Source organism: Selenomonas sp. oral taxon 126, from assembly GCF_001683335.1.
GTDB lineage: Bacteria > Bacillota > Negativicutes > Selenomonadales > Selenomonadaceae > Centipeda.
Genome location: NZ_CP016201.1, coordinates 2,270,953 through 2,285,566 on the forward strand (window position 1 = coordinate 2,270,953; position 14,614 = coordinate 2,285,566).

At 58.1% G+C, this 14,614-nt stretch carries 16 protein-coding genes; 15 read left to right on the forward strand and 1 reads right to left on the reverse strand.

Annotation, left to right across the window (positions count from 1 at the left end):
- The 15 genes from AXF19_RS15540 to AXF19_RS10440 form a co-directional block, all read left to right on the forward strand.
- A partial coding sequence (locus AXF19_RS15540; protein ID WP_237141592.1) for a substrate-binding domain-containing protein occupies positions 1-467 on the forward strand: 467 nt, incomplete at its 5' end.
- A gap of 2 nt (positions 468-469) precedes the next feature.
- Positions 470-1,033: an SIS domain-containing protein gene (locus AXF19_RS10380; RefSeq protein WP_066850223.1), complete on the forward strand. Its 564-nt coding sequence runs from the start codon at positions 470-472 to the stop codon at positions 1,031-1,033.
- A 63-nt stretch (positions 1,034-1,096) separates the two neighbouring features.
- Complete coding sequence (locus AXF19_RS10385; RefSeq protein ID WP_066848490.1) at positions 1,097-1,543, forward strand: RbsD/FucU family protein; 447 nt, start codon at positions 1,097-1,099, stop codon at positions 1,541-1,543.
- A gap of 51 nt (positions 1,544-1,594) precedes the next feature.
- Positions 1,595-2,677 (forward strand): autoinducer 2 ABC transporter substrate-binding protein, encoded by a 1,083-nt coding sequence (locus AXF19_RS10390; protein ID WP_066848492.1) that lies wholly within the window; start codon positions 1,595-1,597, stop codon positions 2,675-2,677.
- Between the two features lie 82 nt (positions 2,678-2,759).
- Positions 2,760-4,262 carry a sugar ABC transporter ATP-binding protein gene (locus tag AXF19_RS10395; RefSeq protein WP_066848495.1) on the forward strand — a complete coding sequence of 501 codons (1,503 nt, stop codon included), beginning with the start codon at positions 2,760-2,762 and terminating at the stop codon, positions 4,260-4,262.
- Positions 4,259-5,275: an ABC transporter permease gene (locus tag AXF19_RS10400; RefSeq protein WP_066848498.1), complete on the forward strand. Its 1,017-nt coding sequence runs from the start codon at positions 4,259-4,261 to the stop codon at positions 5,273-5,275. The genes AXF19_RS10395 and AXF19_RS10400 overlap by 4 nt, the downstream gene beginning before the upstream one ends.
- Positions 5,275-6,282, forward strand: a complete 1,008-nt coding sequence (locus AXF19_RS10405; protein ID WP_066848500.1) for an ABC transporter permease — start codon at positions 5,275-5,277, stop codon at positions 6,280-6,282. The genes AXF19_RS10400 and AXF19_RS10405 overlap by 1 nt, the downstream gene beginning before the upstream one ends.
- A 93-nt stretch (positions 6,283-6,375) precedes the next feature.
- Positions 6,376-7,659: a threonine/serine ThrE exporter family protein gene (locus tag AXF19_RS10410; RefSeq protein WP_066848503.1), complete on the forward strand. Its 1,284-nt coding sequence runs from the start codon at positions 6,376-6,378 to the stop codon at positions 7,657-7,659.
- 16 nt (positions 7,660-7,675) lie between these two features.
- Complete coding sequence (locus AXF19_RS10415; RefSeq protein WP_066848505.1) at positions 7,676-8,860, forward strand: multidrug effflux MFS transporter; 1,185 nt, start codon at positions 7,676-7,678, stop codon at positions 8,858-8,860.
- A 13-nt stretch (positions 8,861-8,873) separates the two neighbouring features.
- Positions 8,874-9,041, forward strand: a complete 168-nt coding sequence (locus AXF19_RS14395) for a hypothetical protein (protein WP_237141594.1) — start codon at positions 8,874-8,876, stop codon at positions 9,039-9,041.
- A 22-nt stretch (positions 9,042-9,063) separates the two neighbouring features.
- On the forward strand, positions 9,064-9,741 hold the full coding sequence (locus AXF19_RS10420; protein ID WP_066848506.1) for a response regulator transcription factor: 678 nt from the start codon (positions 9,064-9,066) through the stop codon (positions 9,739-9,741).
- Complete coding sequence (locus AXF19_RS10425; protein ID WP_066848508.1) at positions 9,738-11,039, forward strand: sensor histidine kinase; 1,302 nt, start codon at positions 9,738-9,740, stop codon at positions 11,037-11,039. The genes AXF19_RS10420 and AXF19_RS10425 overlap by 4 nt, the downstream gene beginning before the upstream one ends.
- 8 nt (positions 11,040-11,047) lie before the next feature.
- On the forward strand, positions 11,048-11,884 hold the full coding sequence (locus AXF19_RS10430; protein ID WP_066848511.1) for an energy-coupling factor transporter ATPase: 837 nt from the start codon (positions 11,048-11,050) through the stop codon (positions 11,882-11,884).
- Positions 11,869-12,723: an energy-coupling factor transporter ATPase gene (locus AXF19_RS10435; RefSeq protein ID WP_066848514.1), complete on the forward strand. Its 855-nt coding sequence runs from the start codon at positions 11,869-11,871 to the stop codon at positions 12,721-12,723. Before AXF19_RS10430 ends, AXF19_RS10435 begins: the two co-directional genes overlap by 16 nt.
- Positions 12,724-12,830: 107 nt before the next feature.
- Positions 12,831-13,295 (forward strand): Rpn family recombination-promoting nuclease/putative transposase, encoded by a 465-nt coding sequence (locus tag AXF19_RS10440; protein ID WP_237141748.1) that lies wholly within the window; start codon positions 12,831-12,833, stop codon positions 13,293-13,295.
- A gap of 85 nt (positions 13,296-13,380) precedes the next feature.
- Here AXF19_RS10440 and AXF19_RS10445 read toward each other — a convergent pair whose 3' ends face one another.
- The gene (locus tag AXF19_RS10445) at positions 13,381-14,598 is read right to left on the reverse strand and encodes an HD-GYP domain-containing protein (RefSeq protein ID WP_066848525.1); all 1,218 of its coding nucleotides are present in this window, start codon (positions 14,596-14,598) and stop codon (positions 13,381-13,383) included.
- Positions 14,599-14,614 lie beyond the last annotated feature (16 nt).

The window sequence follows — 14,614 nt, forward strand, 5'->3', positions numbered from 1 at the left end:
ACTCCCGTCCCGGCAATGAACGCTGGCTCGGATATTTGGCGGCCTTTTCCAAGTGGAATTTGCAGCCTGACCCGCGATATGCCGCACAAGGCGACTTCCATCAGGAGCGCGCCTACGCCGCCATGCACGAGATCATGGAGCAGGACGAGCCGCCGACCGCCGTATTTGCAGCGAACAACATGACGGCGCTGGGCTGTCTGCGCTATTTCAGAGAGCATGGACTAAGGCTCGGTGAGGACGTTTCTATGATCGGCTTCGATGAAATCGAGATGCTCTATTATGGCGGGATCTGTCTCAGCGTCGTGGATCGCGATGTCTATCGCATGGGCCGGGATGCGATTCACCTGCTCACGCGTCGCATCGAGGCGGCAGAGGGGAAAGCTGCGGCAGAACCCGGCCGTCACGAAATCTTTTTGCCGACCAGGCTTGTTTTACGCGGTTCTGAGAAGTGGAGAGGAGAATCATGAAGATGAACGGCTATGAGGCGCTTTATCGCACGATGCTTCTTGAGCACGAAAAGGTTTTTGCGGCACAGGATACAGAGGCTCTGGAGACTGCTATGCAGGAAATTGCATCTGCCGCGCGCGTCTTCGTCACGGGCGCCGGGCGGGAGGGCATTGCCGCACGCGGATTCGCCATGCGGCTCGTACATCTCGGCAAAGAGGTTCATTGGCTCTGGGACGATACGACGCCCGGGATGAAATCCGGTGACCTTTTCCTTGCGGTCAATGGCTCCGGCTGTATTGGTCATATCGATTATCTGTTGGACCGAGCAAAAGAAACCGGTGCCCGCCGGCTTATCATTACAGGCTCGCCCGAGGAGAGAACGCCGTCCGAAGCCGATGCCTGCCTTTTTGTGCCGGCGATGGTTTACAAGGGGAAAGACCCGCGTACCGTTGCATCAGCACAGCCCATGGGAAATCTGTTCGAGCAGCATTTGTTTCTGCTCTTTGATATTCTCGCAATGCTCCTGACGGAGCGCCTCCATGAGACGCATGAAACAATGGAAGCGCGCCACCGCAACATTGAGTAGTCAAATCAAGTGTATTTTTTTCTTTCGCATCTATGAGCGGATACCGAATTGGAGGAAATCATTATGTTAAAAGGCATTCCAAAATGTATCAGCCCTGACCTTTTGAAGGCACTGGCGGATATGGGACACGGCGATCTCGTCGTGATCGCGGACGATTTCTATCCTGCCGTGTCGATGGCGAAGAATGGCATTACCATCAATGCCGACGGCATCGGCGCGGCGGAGATGCTGGACGGCATTCTGAAGCTCATGCCGCTCGATACGGAGTATGAAAAGCATCCTGTCCTGATCATGGACGTGATGGAGGAGATGCGCGAGAAGATCGGCCGTCCGAAGGTCTGGGACGACTTTATTGCCGCAGTGAAGGACAATGTGCCCGAAGGCGAGAGCTGCGTTGGATTCATTGACCGCTTTAGCTTCTATGATAAGGCAAAGACTGCTTTTGTAACGATCTCGACAGGAGAGCGTCAGCCTTACGGCTGCGTGATCCTGCAAAAGGGTGTTATGTAGGGAAATGCGATCTTCGCATTTTTCTGTGAATAAAGCGAGGAGGATTTTATCATGAACATGAAGAAGAAGCTCTTGGCAGTGGCGCTCGGAGTGACCTGCTGCCTGTCCTTCGCCGGGTGCGGAGACGATGCAAAGCAGACCGCATCGACGGACAAGGCGACTGCGGCGCGCGTCGTTGAGACAACGGATGTCGCGACGAAGGGAGAGAAGAAGGACTGGAAGATCGCCGTCGTCGTCAAGGACTCGTCCAACGGCTGGTTCGCCCGTATGGAGGACGGCGTAAAGCAGTTCGCCGCCGATACGGGCATCAACGCCTACCAGAAGGGGCCTGCGGCGACCGATGCGGCACAGCAGGTGCAGGTCATCCAGGACGTCATCAATCAGGACATCAACGCGCTGTGCGTCGTTCCGGTCGATCCTGCGGCGTGCGATCCCGTGTTGAAGGAGGCGCGCGACAAGGGCATTCTAGTCATCACGCACGAGGGCTCGACCTGTAAGAACGCAGACTATGATCTCGAGGCGTTCAACAACGCCGGGTACGGTGCGTTCATCATGGACAAGCTGCAGGAGGCGATGGGCGGCAAGGGCATCTACACCACGATGGTCGCGCATCTGACCAACGCCTCTCAGAACGAGTGGGCAAACGGCGCGGTTGCGCAGCAGATGGCAAAGTACCCCGATGTAAAGCTGCTGGACAACCCGAAGCGCGTCGAGTCTGAGAACAACTCCGAAAAGGCGTATCAGGTCGCCAAAGAGGTCATCAAGGCGCATCCGGAGGTCACGGGCTTCGTCGGCACCAGCTCCATGGACACGCCGGGCGTTGCGCGCGCAATCAACGAGCTTGGACTCAAGGGCAAAGTCTTTGTCGTGGGAACGGGTATGCCGAATGAGTGCCGCACACTGATCAAGGACGGCTCACTCTCCTACATCACGCTGTGGGACCCCGCAGAGGCAGGCTATGCAATGTGCGTGCTCGCGCGTCAGATCCTTGAGGGCAAGACCCCGCAGGACGGCATGGATCTCGGTCTGAAATCCTATAACAAACTCCAAGTCAGCCCGGAGAATCCGCGTCTCTTCATGGGTGCGGGCTGGATTGCAATCAATAAGGATAACGTAGATAACTATAATTTCTGATCAATAGGATGCCCCGGCAAAAGCGCGGCAGTCCATGGCGGGCTTCTGCGCTTTTGCTGTATGCCGGGAGGAGGAGCAGAATTTGTCTGACTATATTTTGAGGGCAGTGGGTATTAAGAAATACTTCGGCGGCGTCAAGGCGCTTGACGGCGTGAACCTCTCGATACGAAAGGGAGAAATTCACTGCCTCGCAGGGGAGAATGGCTGCGGAAAGTCAACCATCATCAATATTATCTCAGGATTTTATACGCCGGATGCCGGCACGCTCGAAATCGACGGGCAATCATTTGACCGAATGACTCCGCAGACGGCGATTACGAGCGGTATTCAGGTCATTTATCAGGATCTGTCCCTTTTTCCGAATCTGACGGTGCAGGAGAATCTGGCGCTGAACATGGAGGTCGCGGCGGGGCGTACATTCGTGAACAGAGCCCGCATGAGGGAGACTGCGCTTGCAGCGCTCTCGAAAATCAATCTGACGCTTGATCTGGATGAGCTCGTGGAGAACCTCACCTTTGGGATGCGGCAGATGATTGCAATCAGTCGGGCGCTGCTCAACGACGCGCGCCTCATCATCATGGATGAGCCGACCACCGGACTGACGAAGAAGGAAGTGGATACCCTCTTTCGCCTCATTCGGGAGCTGCAGTCGCGCGGCATCGCTGTTCTCTTCGTTTCGCACAAACTGGACGAGGTATTCGAGATCGCGGAGCGGTTCACCATCTTCCGTAGCGGGCGGAATGTGGCAGAGGGCAGCACAAAGGAGCTGAATCAGGACAAGTTCACCTACTATATGACGGGGCGTGAGATCGTCACGCAGCGCTTCTCCTATGACGTGGAGGATGCGCCGACAGTTCTGGAGATCAGGGATCTGTGTCTCGAAAACGGCTTCAAAAACGTGAGCTTTTCCTTGAAAAAGGGCGAGATCGTAGGCATCACAGGCCTTTTAGGCTCCGGCCGCACGGAACTTGCCGAGGCACTCTTCGGCTGTCATCGGGCGCAGAGCGGTGAGATACGGATCAACGGCAGCAATGTCGAGATCACCTGCATCCGCGACGCGATCGAAAACGGCATTGGCTACCTGCCGCCCGACCGCGTGACGGAGGGGCTGTTTCTCAGTCAACCGATCGCAGACAACATCTCTGCGGAAAAATGGAGCGAATACGCCAATGTATTCGGTGCTGTTGATCGGCGCAGGATTGAGGAGATGGCACGTTATTGGGAAAAGGAGCTGTCGATCGCCCTGCACGATGTCGAGGATCAGGTTGGCACGCTTTCGGGCGGCAATCAGCAGAAATGCGTACTTGCCAAGTGGCTTGCGCTGGATCTGAACGTGCTCATACTCAACGGCCCGACCGTCGGTGTGGATATCGGCGCGAAATTCGATATATACGAGCGCGTCCGCAGACTCGCGCGGGAGGGGCTTACGGTTCTGATCATCTCGGACGATCTGCCGGAGATCCTGACCAACTGCAACAGGGTCATGGTCATGCGACAGGGGCGTCTGGTTGCCTCCCTGTCCACAGACGGCCTTGAAGAGAGCACGCTCGCCGAGCTTGCCCACGAGGGAGGGAACGTCGCATGAAAAAGAGAATTTTTACCTCAACAGAGTTCTACGTGGGACTGGTTCTGCTCTTTCTCTGCGCTGTCATACAGATGAAGAGCGGCCAGTTCTTTACCGGAAATAATGCGGTGGATCTGCTGCGGGCGTTTTCGGTTCCCGCCATGTTCTGTATCGGCGAGATGTTTGTCATCATCACGGGCGGTGTGGATGTATCCTTTCCGGCAATCGCGTCCATGTCGATGTTCATTGTCTGCTCGCGTATGGATCAGGTGACGGATAATCCCGCGCTCTTCTTTGCGGCGGCAATGCTCATCGGTCTTGCCGTGGGGCTTGTCAACGGTTTCATCATCGCACGGTTCCGCTTTCCGGCGCTGATCGTCACGCTCGGTACGAGCAGCATCTGCTTCGGCATTATGCAGGGCGTGTTCAAATCACGGGAATATCCGCTCTGTGCCCCCCTTTACGAACTGGGACAGATGAAGCTGTTTTCCGTTACAAATCCCGTCTCCGGGCTGACCTCGGATATGCCCGTCGGAATCGTCCTCATGCTGCTCTTGATTTTCTTGGGATGGTTCATTCTGAACCGCACGATGCTCGGGCGCGGCATCTATGCAATCGGCGGTGATGTCAAGGCGGCACAGCGCGCGGGCTTCCAAGTCTTTCGGACGATCGTGTTCATCTATGCGTTCTCCGGATGTATGGCGGGGCTCATCGGCGTCCTCCGCTCCACCATGCTGCTGGCGGTTCACCCGAACAACCTTGAGGGGATTGAATTGACTGTGATTGCTGCGTGCGTGCTGGGCGGCGTCCGCATGGAGGGCGGCAAGGGCACCGTATGGGGCGCGCTGTTGGGCATGGCGCTCCTGACCGTCATGGACAACAGCCTGATCCTCCTCGACATTTCGACGACGTGGCAGAAGGTCTTTACAGGCGCTGTGATCATCATCGGAACGGCGGTATCGGCACTGCAGATGCGGCGCAACACACGCCGACTCACGGTGCAGGTGTCCGATGAAGAGGGAGGGAAGCAGTGATGGAAGCGATTCGACAGATGTTCCGCAGAGATAAGAATCTCATGCGGATGCTCATCGTATTCCTCGTCGTCTTTGCGTTCTGCGCTGTCCTAAAAGGATCGCTCTTCCTCAGCGTATCGAATTTTCAGTCCATGGGGAAGCAGTTCCCCGAGTTCGGACTGCTCGCGATTGCGATGGCATTTACCCTCTATACCGCCGGCATCGATCTCAGCGTTGTCGCCGTGGCAAATCTCTCCGCCGTACTCGTGGCAAAGGCGCTGCCCCTCCTGATAACGGCAGAGACGCCCGAGGGAACAGCAGCCGCGATCATTCTTCTGGCATTCCTCGGCGCATTGCTCTTTGGTATGCTCTGCGGAGCGCTGAACGGATTCCTCATCGGCGCCGTCGGCATCACGCCGATCCTCGCGACGCTCGGCACACAGGCGCTTTTCATGGGCACGGCAATCGTTCTGACGAACGGGAGCACCCTCGGCGGTCTGCCGCCTCAGATTGCCGCCGCCATGTCTGCAAATACGCTCGGCATTCCGATGCCGTTTATCATCTTCACGGTGTTCGCCATCGCCGCCGCCTACGTGATGGAGCGGACGACGCTCGGATACAGGCTCCGCATGCTCGGTACGAGCGTGAAGGCATCCGCATTCTCGGGGTTCAACAATATGCGGCTCTATCTCGCCAACTATATGATCAGCGGCGTTCTGAGTGCGGCGGCAGGTCTCATCATGCTGGGGCGGTTCAACTCCGCAAAGGCGGACTACGGCGCATCCTATCTGATGGAGGCGATCCTGATCGCGGTGCTCGGCGGCATTGATCCCTACGGCGGCAAGGGCAATATGAAGGGCGTCATCGTTGCCGTGCTGATCGTGCAGATGATTTCCAGCTGGCTGAATATGTATGAGAGCATATCGAACTTCTACCGCCAGATCATCTGGGGTGGCCTCCTGATCTTCGTTCTGATCTACAACTATATTGTCAATGAACGCGAGAAGAAAAAGGCAAGTCAAGTCTAATTTATCAAGCAGCCGTCTATCGGCTGCTTTTTTCATGGAATGACAATATTTTCCGCGAAAGACGTGACAAGACCGCCAAGTCATGCTATAACTATGTTCATTATGATAAACGAAGCAGCACGAATCAACATCAACAACATTCTCGAGCGCGCCATCGACATCGGGCAGCGCATGCTCGTCACGGGCGCGGAGGTCAGCCGCGTGGAGCGCACGATCAACTTCATCTGCCGCGCGTATGGCGTGCGCCATGTGGACGTGATGGTCATTACGTCCAGCATCATTGTGACGCTGCGCAGCAGCGACATCGGCGTCCTCACGCAGATGCGGCGCGTACCGGGGCAGGACTTTGACTTTCAGCGGCTCAAGGCGCTGAATCAGCTCTCGCGCGAGATCTGCGCACACCCGATGACCTCGGACGAGATCAAGGCGCGCATTCGCGAGATCGATACGATGGAGACGATCTCCCTCAAGGCGTCGCTTTTCTATTGGGCACTGATTGCCGCGAGCTTCTCCGCCTTCTTCGGCGGACGGTTCGAGGATGCCGTCTGTGCGGGCATCGTCGGCGTGCTCCTGCGCCTCGTGCAGTATCTGCTCGGGCAGACGAAGCTGAATGCGTACTTTGCGCTCGTCCTGCTCAGCTTTATCGGCGGTATCCTCGCAAACTCCTTTATGTGGGTCGGCATGGACATCCATCCCGCAGCAATCAACATGGGCAACATCATGCCCGTGATTCCGGGGCTGGCGCTGATGAATTCGATTCGCGACATGTTCAGTCAGGAGACGATCTCGGGGCTCATCAAGAGCGCGGAGGCGTTCATCCTGAGTCTGCTCATTGCGACGGGCTTTGCGTTCAGTGCGACGGGGACGCTCATCGCCTTTGAAACGACATGGTGGGTGTATCTGCTGACCTCGTTTGTCGGCGGCTTCTGCTTCCACCTGCTCTGGCACGGGCACATCAAGGACGCCGGCATGGGGGCGGTCGTCTGCACGGGAGCGTGGGGCTTTACCATGCTGTTCGTCGCAATGGACTGGAACGAGTTTGCGGGCTATTTTGCAGGTGCGGTCTTTGCGACGATTGCGGCGGAGATTCTCGCGCGTTTCTACAAAAGCCCCGCGACCATCTTCCTCATCATCGGCGTCATCGCCATGGTGCCCGGCGGCTCTCTCTACCGCACGATGTTCTACGCCGTTGCGGCAGACTGGGAGAGGTTCGGCACACAGGGCATCAAGACCTTCCTCTACGCCGTCTCGATTGCGGCGGGCATCGTGATTGCAACGGCAATCTGGGAGACGGTCAAGGCGTGGCTGATGAAGCGCGGGAAAAAGGGAAATCCTGCGGATGCAGAGACCTGCCGCGAAATGCAGGGTGGAACCTGAAAAAAGAGGGGACAATATGGCAATAAACGCGCGTACGCGCCTGTGGCTGACGATCTTTCTCGGCATGATGACGGCGATTGCGCCGCTCTCGACCGATATGTATCTGCCCGCGCTGCCCGAGGTGCAGGCAGATTTTGCAGTATCCACCTCGCTCATTCAGATGACGCTGACAATGACAACGCTCGGCATGGCGATCGGGCAGATTCTCGCGGGACCCCTGAGCGATCTTCACGGGCGGCGCATTCCGCTCTTCATCGGAATGCTCGTCTTCATCGGCGCAACGCTCGGCTGCGTGCTCGCCGAGGACATCTATCTCTTCCTCTTCTTTCGCTTCTGCGCGGGCTTTGCAGGCGCGAGCGGCATTGTGATCGCGCGGGCGATTGCGCGTGATGTCTGCGAGGGCGCGGAGCTGACGCGCTTCTTTGCCGTGCTCATGATGGTGAACGGCTTTGCACCCATCATCGCGCCCGTCATTGGCGGGCAGATTCTCCTGTTTGCTGACTGGCGCGCAACCTTCGTCCTGCTCACGCTCATCGGCGTCCTCCTCGCGGGGGCGACCCTCATCTATCAGGAGACTCTGCCGAAGGAGAAGTGGAGTGTGAATATGACGGATTCGCTGAAGAAGTTTCCCGCGCTCCTGCGCGATCGTTACTTCCTTGGGCATTGCCTCCTGCAGTGCTTCGTTTTCGGCGCGTTCTTCTCGTATCTCTCGGGCTCTTCCTTTGTCTTTCAGAACATCTATGCGGTCTCGCCGCAGGTCTACAGCATGATCTTTGCCGTGATCGGCGCGGGACTCCTGCTCGCGGGCGTTCTGCCCGCGCGCCTTGCGGGGCGTGTGCCGGACATCATCATGCTGAAATACGCCGTGCTCGTGCCGTTCGTGGGGAGCGCGCTGCTCCTCCTCGGCTTCTATTTCGCCGCACCGCTTGCCGTGATTCTCGTCCTGCTCTTCCTGACGGTCGTTCCCCTGTCCGTGATGGGGGCGGCGAGCTTCTCGCTTGCACTCTCGCGGCAGGGAAAGAATGCGGGCAGCGCCTCGGCACTCATCGGCTGTTTCTCCATGCTGCTCGGCGCGTGCATGATGCCCGTCGTCGGCATCGCGGGCGATCATACGGCAATCCCGATGGGGCTCATCATGCTGACGGGATACGGACTGGGCACCCTTGTTTTCTACCGCATGATTGCAGCGGATCATAAATAGGAGGCGAAATTAAATGAAGGCGTTTATCTACGACATGGACGGCGTGATCGTCGACAGCGAGATCATCCACATGAAGGCAGAGACAATCCTCCTCACGCGCTATGGCATCACGGCGGACGAGGCGCTTTTCCCGAATAAGAATCGAGGTTTTTCAGCTATCTTTCACTCCGTTTTCCTATAATTTTCAATAGGGAGATGATACTATGCGCGTGCTTTTGGCAGAGGACGACCTGCGCCTCGGAAAGCTCATTCAATATATGCTCGAACAGAACGACATCACGGTCGAGTGGGTCACGGACGGCAGCGATATCTACGAGTATGCGACCTATACGGAGTACGACATCCTGATCCTCGACTGGATGATGCCGGGCGAGACGGGCGTCGAGGCGTGCGAGCGTCTGCGCCGCAACGGATATGACCGCGCGATACTCATGCTGACGGCGCGTGATTCCGTGGAGGATCGCGTGACGGGTCTGGACGCGGGCGCGGACGACTACCTCGTCAAGCCGTTCGAGTTCTCCGAGCTGCTTGCACGTCTGCGCGCCCTCGGGCGCCGCACGACACAGCGGATTCAGCACGAGGTGGATGAGATCGGCGGCTTCAAGCTGAACCGCACGGCGAATATTCTCGAGAAGAACGGCAAGGTGATCCAGCTCTCGCCGCGCGAGTTCCAGCTGTTCGACCTGCTCGCACAGAACATTGGCATCGTCGTGCCGCGCGACATCATCCTCGACCGCATCTGGGGACTCGAGGCAGATGTCAGCTCGAACAATATCGACTCCTATATGAAAATGCTGCGCAAGAAACTCGACGCAGCAGGGGAGGGCACGGCGATCAAGACGATTCGCGGCGTCGGGTACAAATTGGAGACGCCGCATTGAACGAGCAGAACGTATTCGGGCGCAGCCGCCTGCGGCTCATGCTCCGCTATGCGCTTGTCATGGGAGGACTGGTCATCGTCCTCCTCTTTGCCATGCACAAAACGATGGAGTGGGCGATCACCTCCGAGCAGGCGCGCGAGCTCCTCGATACGGCGGACAGCGTCTCCGAGTCACAGGCGTACGCACTCCTCAATGCAGACACGGACACAGACGAGACGCAGCTCTATCGCAGCACGAACGACCGCCTCTTCTACTACGTGTTCGACGGTCAGGGACGGCTCGTCAGCTTCTCGCGCGCCTCGTACCGCATCGAGTCCTTTGTGCTCGACATCGTGGGCGTATGGGATGCGCCCGAGCGGGAGGTGCGCGTCTTTACGAAGACGAACGAGCGCGGCGCCCCGACCAAGGTCATGATGACGGCGCAGACCGTATTCAGCCCGCCGTTGCCCGTCCAGACGGTCTACGTCGGCAAGGATGTCACAGCCATGTATAACGGCATGGAAAAGGCGACATGGGCGCTTGCCGTACTCGGGGGACTCGCGCTAATCTGCGCAGCAGCGGTCGGCTACGTGCTTTCGGGCGGTGCGATGAAGCCCGTGCGCGAGGCGTACGAGCGTCAGCGCCAGTTCGCCGCCGATGCCTCGCACGAGCTGCGCACACCGCTCGCCGTCGTACTCGCCTCGGCGGATCTCCTGCTGACCGACCCGTCGATCAAGTCGCCGTTTCTGAAGCAGGTCATCGAGGACGTGCGCGACGAGGTGAAGAAGATGACAAAGCTCGTCAGCGATCTCCTCACCGTTGCGCGCACGGACGGCAGTGCGAACCAGCTGAAGCCCGTGCGCATGGATCTCGTCGCCGCCGCACAGCAGACCGTGCGCATCATGCGCCCCTTTGCCGAGAAAAAGGACATCGTCATCGCCGAGGAGCTGCCGAAGCGCGCGGAGATCAATGCGGACGAGCAGAAGATCCGTCAGCTCATCCTGATCCTCGTCGATAACGCGGTCAAATACACGCCCGAGCATGGACGCATTACCGTCTCCGTACAGGAGGAAAAGGGGGGCGTTCAGCTCTCCGTTGCCGACACGGGCATCGGCATTGCGCCCGAGGATCAGGAGCGCATCTTTGACCGCTTCTACCGCGTGGACAAGGCGCGCTCGCGCCGCATGGGCGGCAACGGACTGGGGCTTGCCATTGCGCGCGAGATTGTCGAGGCGCACGGCGGGACGATTGCGGTCGAAAGCGAGCCGGGCAAGGGCACGACATTCCGCGTACACCTCAAAACACGCATGAAGAATTAGAGAGAACTATGGCAGAGATATTTTTTGAACTGGATCATGTCACCCACGTCTACCGGAGCGGAGAGGGCAAGGGACACGAGGCGCTGCGCGGCGTCACCCTCTCCATCGGCGCGGGGGAGTTCGTCGCGGTGCTCGGGGCAAACGGCTCGGGCAAATCGACCCTTGCGCGCCATCTGAACGCACTTCTCCTCCCGAGCGATGGGCACTGCCGTGTGCGCGGCATGGATACGCGCGATGAGGCACTGCGTTGGGACATCCGCCAAGAGGTCAGCATGGTGTTCCAGAACCCCGACAATCAGCTCATTGCGGCGATTGTCGCGGATGATGTCGCCTTCGGCCCCGAGAACCTCGGCGTGCCGCCCGCAGAGATACGGCGGCGCGTTGCGGACGCACTCGCGCTCGTCGGCATGGAGCGCTATGCACAGGCTGCGCCCCATCTCCTCTCGGGCGGGCAGAAGCAGCGCATCGCCATTGCGGGCGCGATTGCGATGCAGACGCACGCGCTCGTGCTCGATGAGCCGACAGCGATGCTCGACCCGCGCGGCAGGTCGGAGGTGCTGAGCGCCGTAGAGAAGCTGCACGACGAGCAGGGCATGACAATCGTCTACATCACGCATTTTATGGAAGAGGCGATTGCGGCTGACCGCATCGTCCTGATGGAGGCGGGGCAGGTCGTCATGGACGGCACGCCGCGCGAGATCTTCTCGCAGACGGAGCGGGTGCGCGCGCTCGGGCTGGACGTACCGCTTGCCGCCGACCTCGCCGCGCGTCTCAGGCACGGCGGGTGGGAACTCCCGCAGGATATTGTCACGGATGAGGAGCTGCTGCATTGTCTATCGAGATAGAATCACTTTCCTACACCTATATGGAGGACACGCCGCTTTCGCACACTGCGCTGCACGATGTCACACTGACGCTCAGGGAGGGCGCATTTACGGCGATTGCGGGCGAGACAGGCGCGGGCAAATCCACGCTCATGCAGCTCATCGGCGGACTCCTCACGCCGACGGCGGGGGCGGTGCGCGTCGATGGCGTGAGCCTCTACGGCAAGAGCAAGGCGGAAAAAGAGGCGGCGCGCACGGCGCGCTTTCGCGTCGGCATGGTCTTTCAGTATCCCGAGCACCAGCTCTTCGAGGAGACAGTCTATGAGGACATCGCCTTTGGTCCGCGCAATCAGGGGCTGACGGACACCGAGGTCGAGACGCGCGTGCGCGAGGCGATGGAGCTCGTCCATCTGCCCGAGGCATATCGTGACCGCTCCCCATTCGCGCTCTCGGGCGGCGAGCGCAGACGCGTCGCGATTGCGGGCGTGCTTGCACTCGCTCCGCGCTACCTCGTGCTCGACGAGCCGGCGGCGGGACTCGACCCGCGTGGACGCGAGGCACTGCTCTCCATGCTCACGATGCTGCACAGGGAGCGCGGCGTCAGCATTGTACTCGTATCGCACAGCATGGAGGACATCCTGCGCGTGGCAGATACCATGGTCATCCTCGCGGGCGGTCAGGTGATCGGCGAGGGGACGCCACAGGAGCTCTTTCGTCAGGACGAACTCCTTGCGCGCGCCGCACTTGCAGCGCCGCATCTCCTGCAGCTCGGACAGCGGCTCGACGCAGCGGGCTATCCCGTCGCGGACTGCATGACGGTGGAGGAGATGGCGGCAAAGATATTGGAGAAAAGAACATAGCAGTTTTTTGTTTGACCGAAGGGAAGGAATTCCTTATAATGAAGATAAGGAATTTAGTGATTCCTCATGATACAGAAAGGATTCGGTCATGCGTACGCGGGACTTTAATGCGCTATGACATCGAGATACATTTTTTAGAGTTGCCAAAGGTGACACGGCAGGACATACGGCGTATGCGGACACTGGATAAGTGGATGGCGTTTATCCGAAATGAGCTAAGCGATGAGGAAATGGAGGCGATAGCAATGAGCGATGCAGCAATCAACACCGCATGGGACAGAATTGAGGCGTTTATGCGGGACGCGGGTCAGCGCCGGAAGTATGAACTGCGCGAGAAGTACGAGCATGACTATGTAAGCGATATGGAAGGCTCGTGGAAAAGAGGGAGATTAGAGGGCGTAAAACAAGGGCGAAGTGAAGGACGGGCTGAGGGAAGACAGCTCGGAATTGCGCAGATAGCGATGAATTTCCTTCGTGCAGGAACGCCGGTTGCAACGGTGGCGCAGATGGCAGAACTGCCGGAGGCAGTCATTCGCAAGATGGCGGAGGAGCATGGGATTCAACTTTCATAGAAATGATATTGAAATGACCTGACCCCCAAAAGTTAGATTATACAAGTCTAACTTTTGGGAGTCAGGTCATTTTTTGCCTTTTATATTAGCTTGATCTCATGGGCATCCTCGGCGGTGCAGACACACCCGAGGAGACAATGCCTGCCGCCTTGTCCTTCTCACGTTCTTCCTCGAGATAGGAGGAGGGATCGACGCCGAGTTCATGGATAAAGTGATAGAGATCATTGCCCGTCGGGACAACCTGAATCGACGCGGCACCGTCCTTCTCCTCGGAGAGGTCGATCACCGTGCGCTGATCGAGCAGCTTCCCGTTCGTATCGGCAAAGAGAATGATGACGGGCGTCGTTGTGCGCCCGAACTTGCTCTCCTTCACCACGGCGAAGCCGAATGTGGTCTTGAGCACGGCACCCTCGGGATAGAGGGCAACATTGTTGAAGAACGTATCGAGCAGCCTCGGGTCAAACTGCCCCTTGTTGATATTGTGCATGATATTGTAGGCGATATTCGGCATATACGCCTTCTTGTAGGGGCGCTCGCTCGTGAGGGCGTCGTAGACATCTGCGATCGCCGCAATCTTCGCGTAGCGGTGCATCTCCTCGCCCGTGATGCCGCGCGGGTAGCCCGTCCCGTCGATATGCTCGTGGTGCTGTCCTGCAATCGCGGCGAGGATACTCGCCTTTGGCAGATCCTTTATCTTCAGGATACGACGCGCGCCGTCGGCGGGATGCTTCTTCATAATGTCGAACTCACTCTTGGTCAGGCTGCGGTTCTTGTTGAGGATGTCCGTATGCACATCGATCTTGCCGAGGTCGTGCAGAAGCCCGCCGAGCGTGATGATGGACAGTTCCTCCTTCGGGAGATGGCAGAGCATCCCCATCATTGCCGAGAGAACTGCTACGTTGACGCTGTGTGCAAAGGTATAGGCATCATGAGCGCGAATGTCCGTGAGCTGGACGAGGTTGTCATGATTGTCAAACAGATCGAAGACGATGGAATCCGTCACCTTTTGCAGCGACGCGACATCCAAAGTTCCGTTTTCCTCAATGGACTGAAATGTATTGTAGACAGTGCTGATTGCATTGACGCGCGTCTTTTCCTCGATCACATCGGGCGGCGGTGCGAACTTGTGGCTTGGATCCATGGAGGTCACAGTGACCGACTGGATGCCGAGCTGGTGTAGTCTGCGAATATAGTCAATTGTAACCGGCTGACCCTTGACGAGATAGCTTCCCCCTGCGGTATTGAACAGACTCTGCCCAAGTACCATGCCATCCTTCAGTTTTGAGACAGGAAGTCGTAACATCTTTTCCCCCTTGTCC